This window comes from Rhizobium sp. CNPSo 3670 (genome assembly GCF_057784555.1).
Genome location: NZ_JBXSOL010000001.1, coordinates 306,970 through 329,455 on the forward strand (window position 1 = coordinate 306,970; position 22,486 = coordinate 329,455).

Consider the following 22,486-nt stretch of genomic DNA (forward strand, 5'->3'; position numbering starts at 1 on the left):
TAAAGACGGAGAAACAAGACAATGGCAGTCAGTGCGAACCGGCTCGAACTTCTGCAGATCGCAGATGCAGTGGCGCGCGAAAAAGTTATCGACCGGGAGATCGTGCTTGCCGCAATGGCCGATGCCATCCAGAAGGCGGCGCGCTCCCGTTACGGCACCGAATCCAACATCCGGGCCGACATCAATCCGAAGACCGGTGAAATCCGTCTGCAGCGCCTGCTCGAAGTGGTCGACAAGGCGGAGGATTATTCGACGCAGATCCCGCTGGAGCTTGCCCGCGACCGCAATCCGGACGCAGCCCTCGGGGATTTCATCGCCGATCCGCTGCCGCCGATGGATTTCGGCCGCATCGCCGCACAATCCGCCAAGCAGGTGATCGTGCAGAAGGTGCGTGAAGCCGAGCGCGACCGCCAGTTCGACGAATTCAAGGATCGCGTCGGCGAAATCGTCAACGGCACCGTCAAGCGCGTCGAATACGGCAACGTCATCGTCGATCTCGGCCGTGGTGAAGGCATCATCCGCCGCGACGAAATGATCCCGCGGGAGAACGTGCGCTATGGCGATCGCGTGCGTGCATACGTATATGATGTTCGTCGGGAGCAGCGTGGTCCGCAGATTTTCCTGTCTCGCACGCATCCGCAGTTCATGGTGAAGCTCTTCACCATGGAAGTGCCTGAGATCTACGACGGCATCATCCAGGTGAAGTCGGTCGCCCGTGATCCGGGCTCGCGCGCCAAGATCGCGGTGATTTCGAACGACTCGTCGATCGATCCGGTCGGCGCCTGCGTCGGTATGCGCGGCTCGCGCGTCCAGGCCGTCGTCGGCGAACTCCAGGGTGAGAAGATCGACATCATCCCCTGGAGCCAGGACCCGGCGACCTTCGTGGTCAACGCCCTGCAGCCGGCCGAAGTGGCCAAGGTCGTTCTCGACGAGGACGCCGAGCGCATCGAAGTCGTCGTTCCCGACGAGCAGCTGTCGCTTGCGATCGGCCGCCGCGGCCAGAACGTCCGCCTTGCTTCGCAGCTGACCGGCTGGGATATCGACATCATGACGGAGGCCGAGGAATCGGAACGCCGTCAGAAGGAATTCAACGAACGCACCAACCTGTTCATGGATTCGCTCGACGTCGACGAAATGGTCGGCCAGGTTCTGGCGTCCGAAGGCTTTGCCGCCGTCGAAGAACTGGCCTATGTCGATCTCGACGAGATTTCCTCGATCGACGGTTTCGACGAAGAGACCGCGCAGGAAATTCAGCAGCGCGCCCGCGAATTCCTCGAGCGTCTCGAAGCCGAGATGGACGAGAAGCGCAAGGCGCTCGGCGTTGAAGACGAGCTGCGCCAGATCGACGGCATGACCGCCCAGATGATGGTGGCGCTCGGCGAGGACGGCATCAAGACGATCGAGGATTTCGCCGGTTGTGCGGCCGATGATCTCGTCGGCTGGAGCGAACGGAAGAACGGCGAAACGAAGAAGTTCGAAGGCCTGTTCTCGAAGTTCGATGTCTCGCGTGTCGAGGCCGAGCAAATGATCGTCCAGGCCCGCCTCGCGGCTGGCTGGATCACCGAAGAGGACCTGGCGAAGGGGACCGAAGAAGAGGTCACCGAAGCCGAACAGGAAGCATGATGACCGCGCATGAGCCGAACGTTCTTCCCGAGGACGACGATCTTGCAGGGTATGACGTGAACGGACGCATGTGCATCGTGACGCGCGAAAGCGGATCGCCGGAAGAGCTGATCCGCTTCGTCGCGGCTCCCGACGGAACCGTCGTCGCCGACCTGAAGCGCGAGCTTCCGGGACGCGGCTGCTGGGTGAAGGCCGACCGGTCGCTGGTCGACAGGGCGGTGGCGAAAAAGCTGTTCGCCCGGGCGCTGAAAGCGGAAGTGAAAGCGGCGGACGATCTCGGCGCAAGCGTCGACCGGCTGCTGGCTGCGCAATTGATGCAGATGATGAACATGGCGCGCAAGGCCGGCCAGTTCGTCAGCGGCGCCTCGAAAGTGGATGCCGCGGTCAGAAGTGGAGCAGCCCTTGCGGTGTTCCACGCAACTGACGCAGCGGATGATGGAGTGCGAAAAATCGACCAGGCCCGCAAGGCCTGGCACCTCGGAATGGAGACCGAGGAGGAGATACCTTCCTACCGTTTCTTCTCGGAGAGCGAAATGGAAGGCCTGATGGGCCAGAATGCTTTTATCCATGCCGCAGTGCTTGCAGGGCAGGCGGGTGAGGGTGTAGTGAAGCGCGCAAAGATGCTCGAACAGTACCGTATTGGCGGTCAGTCCCGGGCAGCGGGCGGCGCTGGCCGGCAAAAACAATGAGGCGGTCACCGGCATCGGCCGGTTTCATTCTCATTGATCGACAGTATTTGAACGACAGGGTCTGATCTAGTCATCGCTCCCTGTCCGAAGGAACGGGAACGAATGACCGATAGTAACGACGACAAGACACTCAGCGTAACGGGCAAGAAGACGCTCACCCTGAAACCATCGGGGATGAGCCAGGGTACCGTTCGCCAGGATATGGGTCGGGGTCGCACCAAGGCGGTCGTGGTCGAGACCCGCAAGCGGCGCCCGATGCGCCCGGAAGACGAAAAGCCGATCACGCCTGCGGCCCCCGCAGCCCCGGTTCGCGCAGCCGAACCGGCGCCGGCACCTGCTCAGGCGCGTCCGCAGCAGTCGACGCCGGCACCCCGGATTCATCAGCCCGGTGGCGGCCAAGCCAACCAGCGTCCGCAGCAGTCCTTTCAGCAGCCGCGTCCGAACGATCGCCCGCGCCCTGTCGTGCTGAACCATCTGTCGCCTGAGGAAATGGATGCGCGCCGCCGTGCGCTCGCCGAATCCCAGGCGCGTGACGCCCAGGATGCGATCCGCCGCGCCGAGGAAGACAAGCGCCGCGCCGCCGAAGAGGCTGTCCGCAAGGCAGCCGAAGCGGAGGATGCCGCACGCAGGGCGGCCGAAGAGGCAGCCCGGCAGGCCGAAGCGGCCGCTGCTGCTGCCGCCGAACCGGCAGCCGCTGCAGCCGCGCCGGCTCCGGCAGTGACCGAAGCCCGTCCGAGCACGCCGCGGCCGGCATCATCGGCTCCGGCTGCCCGCCGGCCTGATGGCGCAGCGCCCGCTGGCGCCCGTCCGACCCCCGGCGCCGCCACACCGGTCGGCGCCCGTGGCCGCCGCGATGATGATGGCGACGACGATCGGGGCGCCGCGCGCGGCGGTCCGGCCCGTGGCCGCATCGTCCGTCCGGAACCCGCAAAGCCGGTAACCACGCGTCCGAAGACGGATGACGAGCGCCGCCGCGGCAAGCTGACGATCACCACTGCCGATGTGGACGGCGAGGACGCCGGCCGCAGCCGTTCGCTTTCGGCGATGCGCCGCCGGCAGGAGAAGTTCCGCCGCAGCCAGATGCAGGAGACTCGCGAGAAGATTTCCCGCGAAGTCGTCCTGCCTGAGACCATCACCATTCAGGAACTGTCGCAGCGCATGTCCGAACGCGCCGTCGACGTCATCAAGTACCTGATGAAAGAAGGCCAGATGATGAAGCCGGGCGACGTCATCGACGCCGACCTTGCCGAACTCATCGCCGGCGAATTCGGCCATACCGTCAAGCGTGTCTCTGAATCCGACGTCGAACTCGGCATCTTTGACATCGCCGACGTTGAAGGCGACCGCGTTTCGCGTCCGCCCGTCGTCACCATCATGGGCCACGTCGACCACGGCAAGACCTCGCTGCTCGACGCCATCCGCCATGCCAACGTGGTTGCCGGCGAAGCCGGCGGCATCACGCAGCATATCGGCGCCTATCAGGTGGAGCAGAACGGCCAGAAGATCACCTTCATCGACACCCCCGGCCACGCCGCCTTCACGGCGATGCGTGCCCGCGGCGCGCAGGCGACCGACATCGCGATCCTCGTCGTGGCAGCTGACGACAGCGTCATGCCGCAGACGATCGAATCGATCAATCACGCCAAGGCAGCCGGTGTTCCGATCATCGTGGCGATCAACAAGATCGACAAGCACGAAGCCGATCCGCAGAAGGTGCGCAACCAGCTTCTGCAGCACGAAGTCTTCGTGGAATCGATGGGCGGCGAAACACTTGACGTCGAAGTGTCGGCCAAAACAGGCAAGAACCTCGACAAGCTGCTCGAAGCCGTTCTGCTGCAGGCGGAAATCCTTGACCTCAAGGCCAATCCGAACCGCACCGCGGAAGGCACCGTCATCGAAGCCCAGCTCGACCGCGGCCGCGGCTCGGTTGCCACGGTTCTCGTTCAGAACGGTACGCTGAAGCCCGGCCAGATCATCGTCGCAGGCGACGTCTGGGGCCGTGTGCGCGCCCTCGTCAACGACAAGGGCGAGCATATGAAGGAAGCGCCGCCGGCGATGCCCGTCGAAGTGCTTGGCCTTTCCGGCACGCCGCAGGCGGGTGACAAGTTCGCCGTGGTCGAGAGCGAAAGCCGCGCCCGCGAAATCTCGGAATACCGCCAGCGTCTTGCCCGGGACAAGGCGGCCGCCCGCCAGTCGGGACAGCGCGGTTCGCTGGAACAGATGATGACGCAGATGCAGAGCACCGGCATCAAGGAGTTCCCGCTCGTCATCAAGGGCGACGTGCAGGGTTCGATCGAAGCGATTGCCGGCGCGCTGGAAAAGCTTGGCACCGACGAGGTCCGTGCCCGCATCGTCCATTCGGGCGCAGGCGGCATCACGGAGTCGGATATTTCGCTCGCCGAAGCCTCGAACGCGGCCATCATCGGCTTCAACGTTCGCGCCAATGCGCAGGCGCGCCAGTTCGCCGAACGCCAGGGCATCGAGATCCGCTACTACAACATCATCTACGACCTCGTGGATGACGTGAAGGCAGCGATGTCGGGCCTGCTGTCGCCGGAACGGCGCGAGACCTTCATCGGCAATGCCGAGATCCTGGAGGTGTTCAACATCACCAAGGTCGGCAAGGTCGCAGGCTGCCGTGTCGTCGAAGGCAAGGTCGAGCGCGGGGCGGGCGTCCGCCTTATCCGCAACGACGTCGTCGTTCACGAAGGCAAGCTCAAGACCCTCAAGCGCTTCAAGGACGAAGTCTCCGAAGTGCCGATGGGCCAGGAGTGCGGCATGGCCTTCGAAAACTACGAAGACATGCGCGTCGGCGACGTCATCGAGTGCTTCCGCGTCGAACATATCACGCGCACGCTATAATCCTCTGCGTTCCAGCAGCTTGACAAAAGCCATCCGCTCTCCGGCGGGTGGCTTTTCTACCTGCCGGCTTGACCTTTTCAGCCAAAAGAGTCATGGACGCTCTCCTTTGACGGGTTCGATTCCCAGCCGCATCGGCAAACAGAGATAACAATGACCAGACCAACATCCTCCGCGCCTTCGCAGCGCATGCTGCGCGTTGGCGAACAGGTCCGCGCCGCGATCACCCAGGTGCTGCAGCGCGGCGAAGTGCGTGACGACATCATCGAGGCAACCGTGATTTCGATCTCCGAAGTGCGCATGTCGCCCGATCTCAAGATCGCCACGGCTTATGTGACACCGCTCGGCGTTTCCGACCACAGCATCGTCATCGAGGCATTGAACCGCCATGCGAAGTTCATCCGCGGCCGGCTCGGGCCGCAGCTTCGGCAGATGAAATACATGCCGGAGGTGCGCTTCCGGGACGACACCAGCTTCGACAACTACAAGAAGATCGACGAGCTCTTGCGTTCGCCCGAGGTGAGCCGAGATCTCGACGGCGACAACGACGAACAATAATAGAAGAGACTGATGTCCAAACCACGCAAACCCAAGGGCCGGCCGATTTCCGGCTGGCTGATTCTCGACAAGCCGGTGGATTTCGGCTCGACGGAAGCCGTTTCCAAGATCAAGTGGCTCTACAAGGCGCAGAAGGCCGGCCATGCCGGCACGCTCGATCCGCTCGCCTCCGGCATGCTGCCGATCGCGCTCGGCGACGCGACCAAGACGGTTCCCTATGTAATGGACGGCCGCAAGATCTATGAATTCGCGGTGAGCTGGGGAAAGGAGCGCGCGACCGACGACCTCGAAGGCGAGGTCACGCAGACATCCGACAAGCGTCCGACCGAACAGCAGATCCGCGACATCCTACCAAAATATACCGGCACGATCAGCCAGGTCCCGCCGCAGTTTTCCGCCATCAAGATAGCGGGTGAACGCGCATACGACCTGGCGCGCGAAGGGGAAGCCGTCGAGATCCCCTCGCGCGAGGTGGAGATCTTCCGGCTGACCCTGCTTGCCTGCCCGGACGCCAATACCGCGCATTTCGAAGTGGAATGCGGCAAGGGCACCTATGTCAGGGCGCTGGCCCGCGATTTCGGCCGCGAGCTCGGCTGCTACGGCCATATATCAGGGCTGCGGCGCACGTTTGTCGCGCCCTTTTCGGAAGACGCCATGGTGCCGCTCGCAAACCTCGTGGCACTCGAAGCGATCGAGGATATGGACGAGCGGCTTGCCGCCCTCGACGCGCTGCTCATCGACACCTGCGAAGCATTGTCGGCCCTGCCCCATCTCGTCATCAACGAAGATCAGGCGCACCGGCTGAAGATGGGCAATCCGATCCTGGTGCGCGGCCGCGATGCGCCGATTGCTGAAAGCGAAGCCTATGCGACGGCACGCGGCAGGCTGATCGCGATCGGCGAAATCGGCCAGGGCGAGTTTCGACCGAAGCGGGTTTTCGCCTGAGTCCGTTACCACTGACGATTGTCAGGCGCTAGCGATGCGATATCTTCCTTTCGGGCCATAGCGCCCGAGGGGCCATGGTGGCCCGACAAGGGGATGAAAATGCGCGCAACCGCTATCGGAGTACTGACGTTCTTTTCGATGTTCCTGACCATCGCCGGCGCTCAATCCGCCGAGCGCTGGGCCGAGCTGCCGGCCTTTCCTTCGATGCCCGCGGCGACGACGAGCGGCGTGGCCGATGTGAACGACATCAAGATGTATTATGCCGAATATGGTGAAGGCGAGCCGATCCTCTTCATCCATGGCGGCCTTGGAAATGCCGACGTCTGGGGTCACCAGATCGCCGATTTCGCCAGGGATCACCTGGTCATCGTCGCCGACAGCCGCGGCCATGGCCGCTCGACGCGCAGCCAGCAGCCTTTCGGATACGATCTGATGACATCGGATTACGTGGCCCTTCTCGACCATCTGAAGATCGGCAAGGTGACGCTGGTGGGATGGTCGGACGGCGGCATCATCGGCATCGACATGGCAATGAAACATCCGGAAAAGCTGACCCGCGTGATTGCCCAGGCGGCAAACGTCACGACCGACGGCGTCAAGGCCGACGTCATGGAAAACCAGACCTTCAAAGCCTACATCGATGTCGCCGGCGATCAGTACCGAAAGCTTTCGCCGATGCCGGACGAGTACGATGCCTTCGTCACGCAGATCTCCCACATGTGGGAGACCCAGCCGGCCTGGACAGCCGCCGATCTTGCGAAGATCTCGGTTCCCGTCACGCTTGCGATTGGCGATCACGATGAAGCCGTCAAGCTCGACCACACGGAAATGATGGCAAAGGAGATACCGGGCGCCAAACTTGTGATCCTTAGGGATGCGAGCCATTTCGCCATGCTGCAGGATCCTGCCGGTTACAACGGGATGATCCGGGATGCGATGGCCGGCCGTTGAAGCCGCCGGGAATACTCCCTCTTTCCATCGCTGCGTATTTGGTTTATAGGCAGCGCCAGCGTCAGGTCCGCCTGCTCGCATTCACGGCCAAAGCTGGACGGCATCCCGGCTTTTGGCGACCTCTTCTCCTCTCATAGAAAGGAACATCCGATGTCGATCACTGCTGAGCGCAAGGCTGCGCTGATCAAGGAATATGCGACTGCCGAAGGCGATACCGGTTCTCCGGAAGTCCAGGTCGCAATCCTGACCGAACGCATCAACAACCTGACCGAACACTTCAAGGACCACAAGAAGGATAACCATTCCCGCCGTGGCCTGCTGACGATGGTTTCGAGCCGCCGCTCGCTTCTTGATTATCTCAAGAAGAAGGATGAAGGCCGTTATTCCAAGCTGATCAACAGCCTGGGTATCCGCCGCTAAAATTGTCCGGCGGGCGCTTTTAAGCGTCCGCCGGATCTGTTTCGGGACGACGTTCCCGATGAAATGTTCCGCCCGCGCCCTATCTCAAGCGGTGGAACGACCGGCAGGCCCGGATGGGCCGGTTCTGCCAAACCAACCGCTGACCTGTCATGGGGCAGGATTGCCGGATGCTTTCGGCCAAAGCTCTCCAGGCTTTGGCCCAAGTTTCTCAGGAACTCTCAAGTTCGGGAAACTGCCGATGAAAAGCCTCCCGTTGTCTTGCCCGTGATACGTCACATTGATTGCGGTCGACTGTGCGCTGCGCCCTGATATCGGCGATGGCGCGTGCTCCCGCATTGAAGGACAAGATATGTTTGATACACACACAGTGGAAATCGAGTGGGCCGGCCGCCCGTTGAAGCTCGAAACCGGCAAGATCGCCCGTCAGGCCGACGGTGCGGTTCTCGCCACTTATGGCGAGACCGTCGTTCTTGCCACCGTCGTCTCGGCCAAGGCGCCGAAGCCCGGGCAGGACTTCTTTCCGCTGACCGTCAACTACCAGGAAAAGACCTACGCGGCCGGCAAGATTCCCGGCGGCTATTTCAAGCGTGAAGGCCGTCCGAGCGAAAACGAAACGCTCGTCTCCCGCCTGATCGACCGCCCAATCCGCCCGCTCTTCCCGGAAGGCTACAAGAACGACACGCAGGTCGTCGTCACCGTCGTCCAACACGACCTTGAAAACAATCCCGACATCTTGTCCATGATCGCCTCTTCGGCGGCGCTGACGCTTTCGGGCGTTCCTTTCATGGGCCCGGTCGGCGGCGCGCGCGTCGGCTACATCAATGGCGAATATGTTCTTAACCCGCATCTCGACGAGATGGATGAGTCGAGCCTCGACCTGGTCGTCGCCGGCACCTACGACGCCGTGCTGATGGTCGAGTCCGAAGCCAAGGAACTGCCCGAAGACGTCATGCTCGGCGCCGTCATGTTCGGCCACAAGGGCTTCCAGCCGGTTCTCGACGCGATCATCAAACTCGCCGAAGTCGCCGCGAAGGAGCCGCGCGACTTCCAGCCGGAAGACTATTCCGAGCTCGAAGGCGAGATGCTGAAGCATTTCGAAGCAGAACTCCGCGAAGCTTACAAGATCACCCAGAAGGCCGATCGCTACGCCGCCGTCGACGCCGTCAAGGCAAAGGTCAAGGCGCATTTCCTCCCCGAGGAAGGCGAAGCCAAGTATACGGCCGAGGAAGTCGGCGCGATCTTCAAGCACCTGCAGGCCAAGATCGTCCGCTGGAACATCCTGGATACCAAGAGCCGCATCGACGGCCGCGATCTTGAAACCGTTCGTCCGATCGTTTCCGAAGTTGGCCTTCTGCCGCGCACGCACGGTTCGGCGCTCTTCACGCGCGGCGAAACGCAGGCGATCGTGGTTGCCACGCTCGGCACCGGCGAAGATGAGCAGTATGTCGACAGCCTGACCGGCATGTACAAGGAGCGCTTCCTGCTCCATTACAACTTCCCCCCCTTCTCGGTTGGTGAGACCGGGCGCATGGGCTCCCCAGGTCGCCGCGAGATCGGCCACGGCAAGCTCGCATGGCGCGCGATCCGTCCGATGCTGCCGTCGGCTGAGCAGTTCCCCTACACGCTGCGCGTGGTTTCCGAGATCACCGAATCCAACGGCTCGTCGTCGATGGCAACCGTCTGCGGCACGTCGCTGGCGCTGATGGATGCAGGCGTCCCGCTCGCCAAGCCGGTTGCCGGTATCGCCATGGGCCTGATCCTCGAGGGCGATCGCTTCGCCGTCCTCTCCGACATTCTCGGTGATGAAGACCACCTCGGCGACATGGACTTCAAGGTTGCCGGCACGGCCGATGGCATCACTTCGCTGCAGATGGACATCAAGATCGCCGGCATCACCGAAGAGATCATGAAGGTCGCTCTCGGCCAGGCCAAGGGCGGTCGCGCCCATATCCTCGGCGAAATGGCCAAGGCCATCACCGAAAGCCGCGGCCAGCTCGGCGAATTCGCTCCGCGCATCGAAGTCATGAACATCCCGGTCGACAAGATCCGCGAAGTCATCGGCTCCGGTGGCAAGGTCATCCGCGAAATCGTCGAAAAGACCGGCGCGAAGATCAACATCGAGGACGATGGCACCGTCAAGATCGCCTCCTCTTCCGGCAAGGAGATCGAAGCGGCCCGCAAGTGGATCCACTCGATCGTCGCCGAGCCTGAAATCGGCCAGATCTACGAAGGCACTGTCGTCAAGACCGCCGACTTTGGCGCTTTCGTCAACTTCTTCGGCGCCCGCGACGGCCTCGTCCACATCTCGCAGCTCGCTTCCGAGCGCGTCGCCAAGACGACTGATGTCGTCAAGGAAGGCGACAAGGTCTGGGTCAAGCTGCTCGGCTTCGACGAACGCGGCAAGGTTCGCCTGTCGATGAAGGTCGTCGACCAGGCTACTGGCCAGGAGATTCCGAACGAGAAGAAGAAGGAAGAAGCGGCCGAATAAGCCGCCTCTGCCAGCTTCAATTCCGGGCGCGGAATCTTCCGCGCCCTTTTTCTATTCTAAATGAGACGATATCCATGAGCCGCGAAACGCTGAAGACCCTTTTCCATCCCTTTGCCAGCGGCACAATCGCGGCGCCCGGCGAAGGCGAGCGTGTGCTCTTCCTCGGCGCCGAAGCCGGGTTTGCGCTGCCGGAAGGCTTCGCCGCCTCGCTCAGCGCCGTCCAGGGCTTCCGGCCGCTCTACCGCCAGCTGCTGGCGCAGCGGATCGAAGCGACGCCTGAAATCAACGGCGAGGATTATGACGCAGCACTCGTGCTCTGCACCAAGCACAAGGGCGAGAACGAGGCCAACCTCGCCGCCGCAATCGCCCGTACGCAAGCCGGCGGGCTGATCGTCGTCGCCGGCGCCAAGGAAGACGGCATCCAGCCGTTGCGCAAGCGGATGGAAGGTTTCGGCTTCGCCATCGACCATATGCCGAAATATCACGGCGTCGCCTTCTGGTTCGGCCGGCCGGCCAATGCCGACGACGTCATCTCGAAACTGGCAAAGGCGCCGGTGCGCGTCGACAATCGCTTCCATGCGACGGCCGGCATGTTCTCGCACGACCGGATCGATGCCGGATCGGAACTGCTCGCTTCGCGCCTGCCGCAGGATTTTGCCGGCGACGTTGCCGATTTCGGCGCCGGATGGGGTTATCTCTCGGTCGAGATGGCGCAGAGATCGCGCGGACTGGCCCGCCTTGACCTCTACGAGGCCAATCACGCGGCCCTGGAGGCCGCGCGGGATAATCTGGCGGAGAACTGCCCGAACGCGCCGGTGCGCTTCTTCTGGCATGATCTGGCGGGCGAGCCGATCAAGGACAAGTACGATCTCGTGATCATGAACCCGCCCTTCCACGAGGGCCATGCGGCCGAGCCATCGCTTGGCCAGGCGATGATCAAGACAGCCGCCTCCGCCCTTCGCGGCGGCGGCCGGCTGATGCTCGTCGCCAATCGCGGCCTGCCCTATGAGCCGGTTCTGGCGGTGAACTTCAGGGAAAGCGGCGAAACCTGCCGCAATGCACGTTTCAAGGTGCTGTGGGCGAAGAAATAAGGCTCAAGCCGCATTTGAGCCGACTTGCAGGGAAAACAAAAAGGCCGTGCGCAGGATCTGCGCCCGGCCTTCGAATTTCAATCAGCTGCGTTTATTCCACGTCCGCCGTACGCAGGGCATCCAGTGTCGGCATCGAGGTGATGTTGAAGCCGGCATCGACGAAGTGGATTTCGCCGGTGACGCCGGCTGAGAGATCGGAGAGCAGGTAGAGCGCCGAACTGCCGACCTGATCGATGGTCACGGTCTTGCGCAGCGGCGCATTACGCTGGTTCCAGGACAGGATCGCGCGTGCGTCCGATATGCCGGCGCCGGCAAGCGTGCGGATCGGGCCCGCGGAAATTGCGTTGACGCGGATGCCGCGCGGGCCGTAGTCGGCAGCGAGATAACGCACCGAAGCCTCGAGCGCCGCCTTGGCGACGCCCATGACATTGTAATTCGGAATGACGCGCGTCGAGCCGTTATAGGTCAGCGTCAGCATCGCGCCACTGCCTTCCATCAGCGGGGCGCAGCGCTTGGCGATCTCGGTGAAGGAGAAGCAGGAGATGACCATGGTGCGGCTGAAATTCTCCCGCGTCGTATCGGCGTAGAGGCCCTTCAGCTCGTTCTTGTCGGAGAAGCCGATGGCATGGACGATAAAATCGAGCTTGCCCCAGCGCTCGCCGAGTGCGTCTACGACGGCATCGACGGACGCAATGTCCTCGACGTCGCAAGGCAGCACGAAATCCGAGCCGACTTCGGCGGCCAGCGGCCGGACGCGCTTGCCGAGCGCATCGCCCTGATAGGTGAAGGCGAGGTCCGCACCCTGCGCGGCGAGCGCTTTTGAAATCCCCCAGGCAATCGAATGGTTGTTTGCGACGCCCATGATGAGGCCGCGCTTACCCTGCATGATTCCAGTCATGTTGTTATCCGTTGTAGCGCTGGAAGACGAGCGTGGCGTTCGTCCCGCCGAAGCCGAAGGAATTGGAGAGAGCGATATCGATCTTCGCATCGTCGATACGCTTGCGCACGATCGGCACGCCTTCGAATTCGGGATCGAGCTCGGTGATATGGGCGCTTTCGCCGATGAAGCCTTGCTGCATCATCAGCAGGGAATAGATCGATTCCTGCACGCCGGCCGCACCCAGCGAATGGCCGGTCAGCGATTTGGTCGACTGGATATGCGGGATCTTGGCGCCGCCGAATACCTCGCGGATGGCGCCGATTTCCTTGCTGTCGCCGACCGGAGTAGACGTGCCGTGAGTGTTGATATAGTCAACATCGCCTTTGACGGTGGAAAGCGCCTGGCGCATGCAGCGGATAGCGCCTTCGCCCGAGGGGGCGACCATGTCGTAACCATCGGAGGTCGCGCCGTAGCCGACGATTTCGGCGTAAATTTTGGCGCCGCGGGCCTTGGCGCGCTCCAGCTCCTCCAGCACCAGCACACCGGCGCCGCCGGCGATGACGAAACCGTCGCGGTTGGCGTCATAGGCGCGCGAGGCAGTCTCGGGCGTATCGTTATATTTGGAGGACATGGCGCCCATGGCATCGAAGAGATTGGACATCGTCCAGTCGAGATCCTCGTGGCCGCCGGCAAACATCACGTCCTGCTTGCCCCACTGGATCATCTCAGTGGCGTTGCCGATGCAATGGGCGGAGGTCGAGCAGGCCGACGAGATCGAATAATTGACGCCGTGGATCTTGAACCAGGTGGCAAGTGTGGCCGAAGCGGTGGAGGACATCGCCTTCGGCACGGCGAAGGGACCAATGCGCTTCGGGCTGTTGTTCTTGGTGGTGATCTCGGCCGCCTCGATCAGCGTGCGCGTGGACGGTCCGCCGGATCCCATGATGATGCCGGTGCGCTCATTCTGGGCATAGTCCTTCTCTTCGAGGCCGGAATCGGCGATCGCCTGCTTCATGGCGACATGGTTCCAGGCGCCGCCCTGCGACAGGAAGCGCATGGCGCGGCGATCGACCAGTTCGGCAAGTTCCGCCGGGCCGAGCTTCGGGCTGCCCCAGACTTGACACTTGAAGCCGTGTTCGGCGAAATCGTTGGAAAAGGAAATGCCCGACTTTGCCTGGCGCAAGGATTCGGTGACTTCGGCCGCATCGCTTCCGATCGAGGAAACGATACCCAGACCCGTGACAACTACCCGTCTCATCTGATCAAACCTTTGTTGTTTTCGTCAGCCGCTCGAAATGCCGTCAGGCGGTCTTGTCTTTCGATAGACCGACGCGAAGGTCGGACGCCTGGTATATGGTCTCGCCGTCCGCCTTCAGCCAGCCGTCGGCCGTGCCGAGCACGAGGCGACCGCGCATGACGCGCTTGAAGTCGATGCCGTATTCGATCAGCCTGGTATGCGGCCGGACCATGCCCTTGAATTTCACTTCGCCGGTTGAAAGCGCCATGCCGCGACCTTCCTCGCCGAGCCAGCCCAGGAAGAAACCGGTCAGCTGCCACATGCCGTCGAGGCCGAGGCAGCCCGGCATAATCGGATTGCCTTCGAAATGGCAGGGAAAATACCAGTCGTCGGGGCGTACGTCGTATTCGGCCCTGAGATAACCCTTGTCGAAGGCGCCGCCCGTTTCGGAGATGTCCGTGATGCGGTGAACCATCAGCATGGGCGGAAGCGGCAGCTGCGCATTACCGGGTCCGAACAGCTCGCCATGGGCGCAAGCGATGAGTTCTTCATACGAGAAGCTGGACTGTCTGGTGGTCATAAAATTTCTTTTTCCCCCCGCGTGAAGCCGATGGATGTGAACGTGTAGTCCAAGTTCTTCAGAAAATGAAGCACAAGCAAGGCAGCTTCATTCATCGGTTTGGACCAGGCTTACGCCGTTATTTGGTGGTCGCATACAGGAAGGCCAGAGCTGCGACCAGACCTATTTGCATCAAAAGCCCGTTTTTGCCGCGTTTATCAGGCTCCTGTCCCCACTGAACTATTGAAAGGCTCCGATGCAAAAGTTATACCGCTTGAAGAAACATGATTGCTTTATGCAGGAATAATCGGAGTTCGTGTTGATGACGGGTACACTCCCGATCGCAATAGAGGTAAGGCTGCGCGGCGCGGGCCTGCGCCCTACACGCCAGCGCGTCGCGCTCGGCGACCTCCTGTTTGCCAAGGGCGACCGGCATTTGACCGTCGAGGAACTGCACGAGGAGGCGGTTGCCGCCGGCGTGCCGGTTTCGCTGGCGACCGTCTACAATACGCTGCACCAGTTCACCGAAGCCGGTCTCATCCGCGTTCTCGCCGTCGAGAGCGCCAAGACCTATTTCGACACCAATGTTTCCGACCACCATCATTTCTTCATCGAAGGCCATAATGAGGTGCTCGACATTCCCGTCAGCAACCTGACGATCGGCAATCTGCCGGAGCCGCCCGAAGGCATGGAGATCGCTCATGTCGACGTGGTGATCCGCCTGCGGCCCAAGCAAGGCTGACGGCACCTAAAAGATTCACATCACATCGTCTGGATGCCGACCGGGCTTATGTTTGTAGATCGGGAAGGTCCAACCGAACCAAAGAGCGCCGCCGCGAACAGCAAAGGCCGCCACGACACCGCAGCCCGAAGCCAGATAGAGCGGCATCCCCAGAGCGTTGGCGAGCGTAAACACGCCGGCGCCGATCAGCGCCGCCGTCACATAGATTTCCGGCCGCAACAGCACCGAAGGCTCGTTTGCCATCAAATCGCGCAGGATGCCGCCGAAGGTTGCCGTCAATGTACCGGTGACGATCGCGATGGTCGGCGAGCCGGTGGCGGCAAGGCCCTTGGCGGCGCCGAGCACGCAATAGGCGGCAAGACCGATCGCATCCAGCCAGATCAGCAGGCGATAACGCGATTCCAGCAGGTGGGCGGTGAAGAAGACAATCACGCCCATGATGCAGCAGACGAGGATATAGGCGGGGTTCAATACCCAGAAGACCGGCACGCGGCCGAGCACGATGTCGCGCACCGTGCCGCCGCCGGTTCCCGTCACCATGGCGAAAAACAGAAAGCCGATCAGATCGAGCTGCTTGCGCGAAGCGGCGAGCGCGCCTGTCGCGGCAAACAGCGCAATACCAGCATAATCGAGATAGACAAGCAAGGACATGCGGACCCCGAGACCGGCGAACAGTTTCCGGAAAGAACCATGGCGGCAAGGGCGGCGCAAGGCGGCGCGGCCATAAAGCATCGGTCTTTATTCGATGCATGTCACTATCCGGAAACTGCTGCACAGTTTTGGGCGGCATGCATGGACTACGGAGCCTTTGTCCAAAAGAGGAAAGCTTGTGAAAACGCTGGTGCTCGCCGTTCTCAACATCGTCCTGTTGCTTGCCATGCCGGTTGCCGCGCTTGCCCAGCAATCGCTGATCTCCGATCCCGAGATCTACGAGAAGAAGCATTTCCAGGAACAGTGCAAGGCGGCCGAATTCGCCGACGGCTTCATCACCCGGCAGGACATCAACAATGACGGGCTGATCGACGCCGTGGTCAATGAAGGCCAGCTGACCTGCGACGGGCAGAAGGGGCCGCAATGCAACGACGACGGCTGCACCTATAACTTCTATCTGCAGGTCGCAGAAGGCGGTTATTTCATGATCGCGACGGCGCAGATCTACGGCTACGACTTCGTCCAACGCTTCGGCAACATGGTGCTGGCGATGAAGATGCATCCGCGTTTCTGCGACCGCACCGAAGGCGATCCCTGCATCGTGACCGCGCGTGTGCGCGGCACGAAATTCGTTACCATCTCGAAGAAATAAGCTTAGCGCGGATAAAGCTCCGCCGTCCGGCCGGCGAGATAGTAGCCGACCAGGCCGTACCATTCGCGGATCGCCGTTGCCATATTCTGGGCATTGAGGTTCGGCTGGGTGAAATCCAGGCCCGGTCTCACCCGCCCGTCGGTGCGGTAATCGGTCGGCCAGGGCACGATGTCGATGCCGAGCTTGCGGAAGATGCCGACGGAACGCGGCATATGGAAGCCCGAGGTGATCAGCAGGCAATTGGAAAGCCCCTGGCTCGTCAGGAATCCCTTGGTATTGATGGCATTTTCGAAGGTTGTGCGCGATTGCCGCTCCTCGATCAGGCGATCCCTCGCGATGCCGAAGAGCGGGAAGAAGCGCTCGGATGCCGCCGCATCGCCTTCGTAAATGCCTGAGAGTGAGCCGTCGCCGCCCGAGATCAGAATGCGCGACTGCGGAAATTTCTGTGCGAGCCGCAGGGCTTCGACGAAGCGGTCGGCCGCAGCGTTGAATTCAATGCCGTGGCGCGCCGTATTCACCTCGTTTTCGAAGGCGCCGCCGAGCACGATCATGCATTGCAGGCTATCAGGGTCGGCTGCGGGTTTTGGAAACCGCTCTTCGAGATCCTGCATCAGAAGGTTTCCGGCCGTGGTGTAGAGCGTGACGAAGAGGATCACGACTGAAGCCATCGCGCTGAGAATGCTCAAGCTGCGCCAGCGCAGGAGGCTGGCGGCAAAGGCGAAGAAGACAAGAATGAATGCCAGCGACAGCGGCTGGGCAAGAATCCAGACAAGCTTCGAAAGAACGAACAAGACCTACTCCCTTGAAGATCGGCGGCGGTCCTTCCTATCCGATTCGACGGTAACAGGAATGCGACGGGTCATATCTCTAGCGCAGGGCGCCCGTGTGGTGCGGCGCGAGCTTCTGGTTGAAGCGCCGCTGAAGCGGCCGGGGAATGAACATGGTGGCAAGCGCCAGAGCCATGGCAAAGATGGAGACCAGCCACAAGGCATGGGCGCCGCTCAGCCGCGTCAGGACCGCACCGGCGATCGCGCCGAGCACCATGCCGCCCCAGGGCACGATCTGGATCGTCCATTCGATACGGCGATCGCCGATGATCCAGCGGCCGATGCCGCGGCCGAAACGCGACAGTGCGCCTGTCACATAAGTCAGGCCGATCGGCAGGCCTTCGATATGTTCGACGGCGGCATTCACCATGCCCATGGATAAAACGATCATGTAGAACCGCGCGAGCATCAGGCCCTCAGCCGTCGTCATCGAAGCAAGCGCCAGAAGGGCGCCGACGCAGCCGAGCACGACGAAGATGCGCCGCTCGGAGACATGGGCGATGACGATGCCGGCCGCATTGCCGAGCACGAAAATGAAAATGGCGGAGATCAGCACCGCCGCATGATAAAGATTGCCCTGGCTCAAGGCGAGTGCGGCGCGCGTCGTATTCCCTGTCATGAAGGAGACGAAATCGCCGGTCAGCAGCAGCCCGGTCGCATCGGTCATGCCGGCCAGAAACGAAATTGAACCGACGAGGGCGAGCCCGGTCAGAGTTCGTCGTGTACGAATGATACGGCGGCGTCTTGCTCTGGTCATTGGTCGAAGGTCCTGAAGCCGAATCACTGAGATTCTTGCACGAAGGATAAGTCCTCTTCTTGAGGAATTGGCAAAGGGTTGGCCGAGACGGGCGCTTGCACGGCCGCACTTTTTCGGCGATAAAACGGCGTCGCTTCAGACCGAAGCTCCGTAAGCGTTTACGTCAATCAACGCGCAACCCGCCGGTCGGCGCTGCGCGATTGTTCGATCGGCATCTTACGGAGATTAAAATGCCCAAAGGCAAACTCCCCAAGCGTTACAACTCAATCGTCATGCCGCTCATCCTCTCGCTGCTGATGACATCCATCGTCTCGGCGATCAGCATCGTCAGAGCACAAGGCCTCACCATGGCTGCACTTGCCATGTGGCCATCCGCGTGGGCTCTCTCTTGGGCAATCGCCTTTCCCGTGCTGCTCCTGGTGCTGCCGGTGGTGAAGCGGTTGACGGCAGCGATCGTGGAGGCTTGAGACGAAAGACGCCGGCAGGCTGTGGGGGCGGTCTGCCGGAGTTGGCGGGCTGGGTTAAAGTCTTTTCTTTGCGAATGCGCCATGCATATCGCGTGGCCCGGCTTTCGGTTTTCCCACGCGCCGGCGCATATTGGGAGTCAATCTTCCGGTTGGCGAATCAGTTTGAATTCACGTTCGGCTGGACTAATCTCTTGCCGGCAAAAGCCCTGCCGGAATGCGATTTCAAGTATTTTTCGAATTCAAGAGCTTTGTGCTTGTCAGGAAAGGCGCAATACCAGAGCAACTTCCATGGTGCGAACTTCGCGGTATGGGCGGATTTGCCGGAATTATGAGCCAAAAGGCGCTGCTTCAGATCTGTGGTACACCCGGTGTATTCCTGATCGGGAAAATCGGCGCTTCGGAGAATATAGACATACCACATCAGCGTTTCAGCCCGTCGTCGCCCTTCGGGCTATGCCGGGCACTGCTTCGGCCTAACGGTTCCTCGCGGCTGCGCCACGCGAAGCCCGTAAGGGCGAAGCGTGGTGGAGCTAAGCGGGATCGAACCGCTGACCTCTTGCATGCCATGCAAGCGCTCTCCCAGCTGAGCTATAGCCCCATCAAGGCGGTCCGGCGTGGCCGGTCCTGGGATGCTCCGGAGGGCGTTTCCTCTGGAGTGGCGGCTTCTTACTTGCGGTTTTCGCAGATGGCAAGCCTAAAAAATCCGACCCGGAAATTTTTTGTCATCCGGGCCGGCATTTGTCCGATCAGACTTCGTCTTCGTCGCCGGTCACGCCGATGATGTCGCTCATGTCGTCGTCATCGTCGTCTTCGTCAGGCGTGAGGAAGGTGTCGTCATCGTCGTCGCCTTCGATTTCGACATCGTCATCGCCGATATCAGGGATGTCGTCGCCGCCGGCGGCGTCATCGGCATCCTCGAGCGAAACCAGTTCGACTTCGGTGTTTTCGGTATCGACTTCCGCGACCTCGTCTTCTTCGGCAACATCAGCGATCGCCGAGGTTTCCTCGAAGAAGGACAGGGGATAGGACTTGCCGGTATAAGGGGAAACGATCGGATCCCGGTTCAGATCATAAAACTTCTTGCCGGTTTCCGGATCGGTGCGCTTGGTTCCAAGTTCCGCTTTCGCCACTATAAGCCTCGTGAGAATGGCCGAATCCGCGATTCGGCAAAATGCCGTGCAAGCCGGCGTTCCATCGGAATTTATAAGCCGGTCCCCTTAATCGCTGTGGCTTCCCATGTCAAAGCCAAACTTTATCATCTCCGTGCGGCCGTTTTCGCCGGCTGGCGGATGACCGCTGACGGCGTTTGTGGTAACGAGCCGCGGCGGTAGAAGAAGCGGACGAAGGCAGCAGCCGGCCAGGCCGACGCTTCAGAAGAAATGCGCTGCAGTTACAGAGGATTACGCGATGCATGGCTCTGCGCCGCAGCCCGCCGCCAGCTTCCAGCTGTTCCAGCCGCATCCGCGCAGGATGACCCCTTCGGCGCCTCGCGGCGCATCATTGCAGGATTGATCCCCATGGCTACAAAGAGTTTCACCATCGCCATTGACGGTCCGGCGGCGGCCGGCAAGGGGACGCTTTCGCGTCTTATCGCTGCACGATACGGCTTTCACCATCTCGACACGGGCCTGACTTACCGCGCGACCGCCAAGGCGCTGCTCGATGCCGGCCTGCCGCTCGACGACGAGGCGGTGGCGGAAAAGATCGCGCGGGAGGTTGAACTTGCCGGGCTGGATCGCGATATACTTTCCCGACACGAGATCGGCGAAGCCGCCTCGAAAATCGCTGTCATGCCGGCGGTGCGCCGGGCCCTGGTCGAGGCGCAGCGTCGGTTTGCGGCAAAGACGCCGGGCACGGTGCTCGACGGACGCGATATCGGCACGGTCGTATGCCCGGATGCGCCGGTCAAGCTCTATGTGACGGCGTCGCCGGAGGTGCGCGCCAGACGGCGTTACGATGAGATCCTCGGCAAGGGGGCGACGGCGGATTTCGATGCGATTTTCGAGGACGTCAAGCGGCGCGACGAACGCGACATGGGACGGGCCGACAGCCCTTTGAAACCAGCCGATGATGCGCACTTGCTTGATACGTCGGAAATGAGTATAGAGGCCGCGTTCCAAGCCGCTCAATCGATCATCGATGCGGTCTTGAGCCGAAATGCCTAAATTCAAGCGATTTTGCATGCTCAGACGCATGGATCGCTTTAATGCAGCCTGAAATTCCGTCCAAGCGCCGGATTGCCTTCGTGAAAGAGGGCGGACTGGGTTCAGGCCCATTCAACTCGAACCAACCGGCGCATACGTGGGCCTTGAAGCTATCGAAGGCCACGCAGGAGATTTTATGTCAGTAGCAACTCCCTCTCGCGAGGATTTCGCGGCCCTTCTCGAAGAGTCCTTTGCCAAGAACGATCTGGCTGAAGGCTATGTCACCAAGGGTATCGTCACGGGCATCGAAAAGGATGTCGCCGTTGTCGACGTCGGCCTCAAGGTCGAAGGCCGCATCGCGCTCAAGGAATTCGGCGCACGCGCCAAGGACGGTTCGCTGAAGGTCGGCGACGAAGTCGAAGTCTATGTCGAGCGCATCGAAAACGCGCTTGGTGAAGCCGTTCTGTCGCGCGAGAAGGCTCGCCGCGAAGAAAGCTGGATCAAGCTCGAAGCCAAGTTCGAAGCCGGCGAGCGCGTCGAAGGCGTGATCTTCAACCAGGTCAAGGGCGGCTTCACCGTCGACCTCGACGGCGCGATCGCCTTCCTGCCGCGTTCGCAGGTCGACATCCGCCCGATCCGCGACGTCACGCCGCTGATGCACAACCCGCAGCCCTTCGAAATCCTCAAGATGGACAAGCGCCGCGGCAACATCGTGGTTTCGCGCCGTACGGTTCTCGAAGAGTCCCGTGCCGAGCAGCGTTCTGAAATCGTTCAGAACCTCGAAGAAGGCCAGGTTGTTGACGGCGTCGTCAAGAACATCACCGATTACGGTGCGTTCGTCGACCTCGGCGGCATCGACGGCCTGCTGCACGTCACCGACATGGCATGGCGCCGTGTGAACCATCCGTCGGAAATCCTGAACATCGGCCAGCAGGTCAAGGTTCAGATCATCCGTATCAACCAGGAAACCCACCGCATCTCGCTCGGCATGAAGCAGCTCGAGAGCGATCCGTGGGATGGCATCCAGGCGAAATATCCGGAAGGCAAGAAGATTTCCGGTACCGTCACGAACATTACCGATTACGGTGCGTTCGTCGAGCTGGAGCCGGGCATCGAAGGCCTGATCCACATCTCGGAAATGTCCTGGACCAAGAAGAACGTTCACCCCGGCAAGATCCTGTCCACGAGCCAGGAAGTCGAAGTCGTCGTTCTCGAAGTCGATCCGTCCAAGCGCCGTATTTCGCTCGGCCTCAAGCAGACGCTGGAAAACCCGTGGGCAGCATTCGCCCGCAGCCATCCGGCCGGCACTGAAGTCGAAGGCGAAGTCAAGAACAAGACCGAATTCGGCCTGTTCATCGGCCTCGACGGCGATGTCGACGGCATGGTGCACCTCTCCGACCTCGACTGGAATCGTCCGGGCGAGCAGGTCATCGAGGAGTACAACAAGGGTGACGTCGTCAAGGCTGTCGTTCTCGACGTCGATGTCGAGAAGGAACGCATCTCGCTCGGCATCAAGCAGCTCGGCAAGGACTCGGTTGGTGAAGCAGCAGCTTCGGGCGACCTACGCAAGAACGCCGTTGTTTCCTGCGAAGTCATCGCCATCAACGACGGCGGCATCGAAGTGAAGCTCGTCAATCACGAGGATATCACTTCCTTCATCCGTCGCGCCGATCTCGCCCGCGACCGCGACGAGCAGCGCCCTGAGCGCTTCTCGGTCGGCCAGATCGTCGACGCCCGCGTCACCAACTTCTCCAAGAAGGACCGCAAGATCATGCTGTCCATCAAGGCTCTGGAGATTGCGGAAGAGAAGGAAGCCGTCGCTCAGTTCGGTTCGTCCGACTCGGGCGCTTCGCTCGGCGACATCCTGGGCGCAGCCCTGAAGAACCGCGGCGGCGAATAAGCCCCGCAGTCACGTCTGAAATATGGAACCCGCCGGAGCGATCCGG

22 protein-coding genes and 1 tRNA gene are annotated in these 22,486 nt (G+C 61.4%); 14 read left to right on the forward strand and 9 right to left on the reverse strand.

Annotated features, from left to right (window positions below; genetic code table 11):
• The first annotated feature begins 21 nt into the window (after positions 1–21).
• From nusA to AC13QO_RS01595, 9 genes are all read left to right on the forward strand, one after another.
• Positions 22–1,623 (forward strand): transcription termination factor NusA, encoded by a 1,602-nt coding sequence (nusA, locus tag AC13QO_RS01555; RefSeq protein WP_064800221.1) that lies wholly within the window; start codon positions 22–24, stop codon positions 1,621–1,623.
• Complete coding sequence (locus AC13QO_RS01560; RefSeq protein WP_176536342.1) at positions 1,620–2,312, forward strand: RNA-binding protein; 693 nt, start codon at positions 1,620–1,622, stop codon at positions 2,310–2,312. The genes nusA and AC13QO_RS01560 overlap by 4 nt, the downstream gene beginning before the upstream one ends.
• Before the next feature lie 102 nt (positions 2,313–2,414).
• Positions 2,415–5,174, forward strand: coding sequence for a translation initiation factor IF-2 (gene infB / locus AC13QO_RS01565; protein WP_488539731.1), 2,760 nt, complete (start codon positions 2,415–2,417; stop codon positions 5,172–5,174).
• A gap of 150 nt (positions 5,175–5,324) precedes the next feature.
• On the forward strand, positions 5,325–5,729 hold the full coding sequence (gene rbfA, locus AC13QO_RS01570; protein ID WP_009993666.1) for a 30S ribosome-binding factor RbfA: 405 nt from the start codon (positions 5,325–5,327) through the stop codon (positions 5,727–5,729).
• A gap of 12 nt (positions 5,730–5,741) precedes the next feature.
• Positions 5,742–6,674, forward strand: coding sequence for a tRNA pseudouridine(55) synthase TruB (truB, locus tag AC13QO_RS01575; RefSeq protein WP_488539732.1), 933 nt, complete (start codon positions 5,742–5,744; stop codon positions 6,672–6,674).
• 99 nt (positions 6,675–6,773) lie between these two features.
• Positions 6,774–7,625, forward strand: a complete 852-nt coding sequence (locus tag AC13QO_RS01580; RefSeq protein WP_488539733.1) for an alpha/beta fold hydrolase — start codon at positions 6,774–6,776, stop codon at positions 7,623–7,625.
• Between the two features lie 150 nt (positions 7,626–7,775).
• Entirely contained in the window at positions 7,776–8,045 is a 270-nt protein-coding gene (gene rpsO / locus AC13QO_RS01585) for a 30S ribosomal protein S15 (protein WP_009997779.1), read from the forward strand.
• A gap of 349 nt (positions 8,046–8,394) precedes the next feature.
• Positions 8,395–10,533 (forward strand): polyribonucleotide nucleotidyltransferase, encoded by a 2,139-nt coding sequence (gene pnp / locus AC13QO_RS01590; protein ID WP_011423507.1) that lies wholly within the window; start codon positions 8,395–8,397, stop codon positions 10,531–10,533.
• Between the two features lie 74 nt (positions 10,534–10,607).
• On the forward strand, positions 10,608–11,624 hold the full coding sequence (locus tag AC13QO_RS01595) for a class I SAM-dependent methyltransferase (RefSeq protein ID WP_488539734.1): 1,017 nt from the start codon (positions 10,608–10,610) through the stop codon (positions 11,622–11,624).
• 91 nt (positions 11,625–11,715) lie between these two features.
• On the opposite strand, the gene fabI is transcribed toward AC13QO_RS01595, so the two are convergent.
• From fabI to fabA, 3 genes are read right to left on the reverse strand one after another with little or no spacing between them, the layout of a single operon-like run.
• The gene (gene fabI / locus AC13QO_RS01600) at positions 11,716–12,522 is read right to left on the reverse strand and encodes an enoyl-ACP reductase FabI (protein WP_285192084.1); all 807 of its coding nucleotides are present in this window, start codon (positions 12,520–12,522) and stop codon (positions 11,716–11,718) included.
• A 4-nt stretch (positions 12,523–12,526) separates the two neighbouring features.
• The gene (gene fabB, locus AC13QO_RS01605; RefSeq protein ID WP_488539735.1) at positions 12,527–13,762 is read right to left on the reverse strand and encodes a beta-ketoacyl-ACP synthase I; all 1,236 of its coding nucleotides are present in this window, start codon (positions 13,760–13,762) and stop codon (positions 12,527–12,529) included.
• 43 nt (positions 13,763–13,805) lie between these two features.
• Positions 13,806–14,321, reverse strand: a complete 516-nt coding sequence (gene fabA, locus AC13QO_RS01610) for a 3-hydroxyacyl-[acyl-carrier-protein] dehydratase FabA (protein ID WP_488539736.1) — start codon at positions 14,319–14,321, stop codon at positions 13,806–13,808.
• Positions 14,322–14,622: 301 nt separating this feature from the next.
• Here fabA and irrA point away from each other — a divergent pair, with 301 nt between their 5' ends.
• Positions 14,623–15,042 carry an iron response transcriptional regulator IrrA gene (gene irrA, locus AC13QO_RS01615; RefSeq protein WP_488539737.1) on the forward strand — a complete coding sequence of 140 codons (420 nt, stop codon included), beginning with the start codon at positions 14,623–14,625 and terminating at the stop codon, positions 15,040–15,042.
• 15 nt (positions 15,043–15,057) lie between these two features.
• Here the strand turns inward: irrA and AC13QO_RS01620 are convergent, their stop codons facing one another.
• Positions 15,058–15,693 (reverse strand): trimeric intracellular cation channel family protein, encoded by a 636-nt coding sequence (locus AC13QO_RS01620; RefSeq protein ID WP_064805816.1) that lies wholly within the window; start codon positions 15,691–15,693, stop codon positions 15,058–15,060.
• Positions 15,694–15,871: 178 nt separating this feature from the next.
• Here AC13QO_RS01620 and AC13QO_RS01625 point away from each other — a divergent pair, with 178 nt between their 5' ends.
• A complete protein-coding gene (locus AC13QO_RS01625) occupies positions 15,872–16,345 on the forward strand; it encodes a hypothetical protein (protein ID WP_097600460.1) in 474 nt (157 codons plus the stop codon).
• A gap of 2 nt (positions 16,346–16,347) precedes the next feature.
• Here the strand turns inward: AC13QO_RS01625 and AC13QO_RS01630 are convergent, their stop codons facing one another.
• Both AC13QO_RS01630 and AC13QO_RS01635 read right to left on the reverse strand, forming a co-directional pair.
• Positions 16,348–17,136: a YdcF family protein gene (locus tag AC13QO_RS01630; protein ID WP_488539738.1), complete on the reverse strand. Its 789-nt coding sequence runs from the start codon at positions 17,134–17,136 to the stop codon at positions 16,348–16,350.
• 76 nt (positions 17,137–17,212) lie between these two features.
• Positions 17,213–17,929 (reverse strand): YoaK family protein, encoded by a 717-nt coding sequence (locus tag AC13QO_RS01635; protein ID WP_488539739.1) that lies wholly within the window; start codon positions 17,927–17,929, stop codon positions 17,213–17,215.
• Positions 17,930–18,159: 230 nt separating this feature from the next.
• Here AC13QO_RS01635 and AC13QO_RS01640 point away from each other — a divergent pair, with 230 nt between their 5' ends.
• Complete coding sequence (locus AC13QO_RS01640; protein WP_488539740.1) at positions 18,160–18,396, forward strand: DUF2798 domain-containing protein; 237 nt, start codon at positions 18,160–18,162, stop codon at positions 18,394–18,396.
• Between the two features lie 157 nt (positions 18,397–18,553).
• Here the strand turns inward: AC13QO_RS01640 and AC13QO_RS01645 are convergent, their stop codons facing one another.
• The 3 genes from AC13QO_RS01645 to AC13QO_RS01655 all read right to left on the reverse strand — a co-directional run bounded on the left by AC13QO_RS01645 (position 18,554) and on the right by AC13QO_RS01655 (position 19,526).
• Positions 18,554–18,817 carry a GIY-YIG nuclease family protein gene (locus AC13QO_RS01645; protein ID WP_285192090.1) on the reverse strand — a complete coding sequence of 88 codons (264 nt, stop codon included), beginning with the start codon at positions 18,815–18,817 and terminating at the stop codon, positions 18,554–18,556.
• Between the two features lie 101 nt (positions 18,818–18,918).
• Positions 18,919–18,994: transfer RNA gene (locus AC13QO_RS01650), tRNA-Ala, on the reverse strand.
• 148 nt (positions 18,995–19,142) lie between these two features.
• On the reverse strand, positions 19,143–19,526 hold the full coding sequence (locus AC13QO_RS01655) for a TIGR02300 family protein (protein ID WP_085776500.1): 384 nt from the start codon (positions 19,524–19,526) through the stop codon (positions 19,143–19,145).
• Between the two features lie 387 nt (positions 19,527–19,913).
• Here AC13QO_RS01655 and cmk point away from each other — a divergent pair, with 387 nt between their 5' ends.
• Both cmk and rpsA read left to right on the forward strand, forming a co-directional pair.
• The gene (gene cmk / locus AC13QO_RS01660) at positions 19,914–20,561 is read left to right on the forward strand and encodes a (d)CMP kinase (protein ID WP_221113868.1); all 648 of its coding nucleotides are present in this window, start codon (positions 19,914–19,916) and stop codon (positions 20,559–20,561) included.
• Between the two features lie 175 nt (positions 20,562–20,736).
• Positions 20,737–22,440 carry a 30S ribosomal protein S1 gene (gene rpsA, locus AC13QO_RS01665; protein WP_221113867.1) on the forward strand — a complete coding sequence of 568 codons (1,704 nt, stop codon included), beginning with the start codon at positions 20,737–20,739 and terminating at the stop codon, positions 22,438–22,440.
• Positions 22,441–22,486: the final 46 nt, after the last annotated feature.

What these genes read in the sequence shown, in the direction of transcription:
- fabI (WP_285192084.1), bottom strand. Translation starts at nt 12,522, where the DNA reads ATGACTGGAATCATGCAGGGTAAGCGCGGCCTCATCATGGGCGTCGCA.
- infB (WP_488539731.1), top strand. Translation starts at nt 2,415, where the DNA reads ATGACCGATAGTAACGACGACAAGACACTCAGCGTAACGGGCAAGAAG.
- AC13QO_RS01580 (WP_488539733.1), top strand. Translation starts at nt 6,774, where the DNA reads ATGCGCGCAACCGCTATCGGAGTACTGACGTTCTTTTCGATGTTCCTG.
- AC13QO_RS01595 (WP_488539734.1), top strand. Translation starts at nt 10,608, where the DNA reads ATGAGCCGCGAAACGCTGAAGACCCTTTTCCATCCCTTTGCCAGCGGC.
- irrA (WP_488539737.1), top strand. Translation starts at nt 14,623, where the DNA reads ATGACGGGTACACTCCCGATCGCAATAGAGGTAAGGCTGCGCGGCGCG.
- AC13QO_RS01635 (WP_488539739.1), bottom strand. Translation starts at nt 17,929, where the DNA reads ATGACCAGAGCAAGACGCCGCCGTATCATTCGTACACGACGAACTCTG.
- fabB (WP_488539735.1), bottom strand. Translation starts at nt 13,762, where the DNA reads ATGAGACGGGTAGTTGTCACGGGTCTGGGTATCGTTTCCTCGATCGGA.
- AC13QO_RS01645 (WP_285192090.1), bottom strand. Translation starts at nt 18,817, where the DNA reads ATGTGGTATGTCTATATTCTCCGAAGCGCCGATTTTCCCGATCAGGAA.
- fabA (WP_488539736.1), bottom strand. Translation starts at nt 14,321, where the DNA reads ATGACCACCAGACAGTCCAGCTTCTCGTATGAAGAACTCATCGCTTGC.
- rbfA (WP_009993666.1), top strand. Translation starts at nt 5,325, where the DNA reads ATGACCAGACCAACATCCTCCGCGCCTTCGCAGCGCATGCTGCGCGTT.
- AC13QO_RS01620 (WP_064805816.1), bottom strand. Translation starts at nt 15,693, where the DNA reads ATGTCCTTGCTTGTCTATCTCGATTATGCTGGTATTGCGCTGTTTGCC.
- pnp (WP_011423507.1), top strand. Translation starts at nt 8,395, where the DNA reads ATGTTTGATACACACACAGTGGAAATCGAGTGGGCCGGCCGCCCGTTG.
- rpsA (WP_221113867.1), top strand. Translation starts at nt 20,737, where the DNA reads ATGTCAGTAGCAACTCCCTCTCGCGAGGATTTCGCGGCCCTTCTCGAA.
- nusA (WP_064800221.1), top strand. Translation starts at nt 22, where the DNA reads ATGGCAGTCAGTGCGAACCGGCTCGAACTTCTGCAGATCGCAGATGCA.
- truB (WP_488539732.1), top strand. Translation starts at nt 5,742, where the DNA reads ATGTCCAAACCACGCAAACCCAAGGGCCGGCCGATTTCCGGCTGGCTG.
- cmk (WP_221113868.1), top strand. Translation starts at nt 19,914, where the DNA reads ATGGCTACAAAGAGTTTCACCATCGCCATTGACGGTCCGGCGGCGGCC.
- AC13QO_RS01640 (WP_488539740.1), top strand. Translation starts at nt 18,160, where the DNA reads ATGCCCAAAGGCAAACTCCCCAAGCGTTACAACTCAATCGTCATGCCG.
- AC13QO_RS01560 (WP_176536342.1), top strand. Translation starts at nt 1,620, where the DNA reads ATGATGACCGCGCATGAGCCGAACGTTCTTCCCGAGGACGACGATCTT.
- rpsO (WP_009997779.1), top strand. Translation starts at nt 7,776, where the DNA reads ATGTCGATCACTGCTGAGCGCAAGGCTGCGCTGATCAAGGAATATGCG.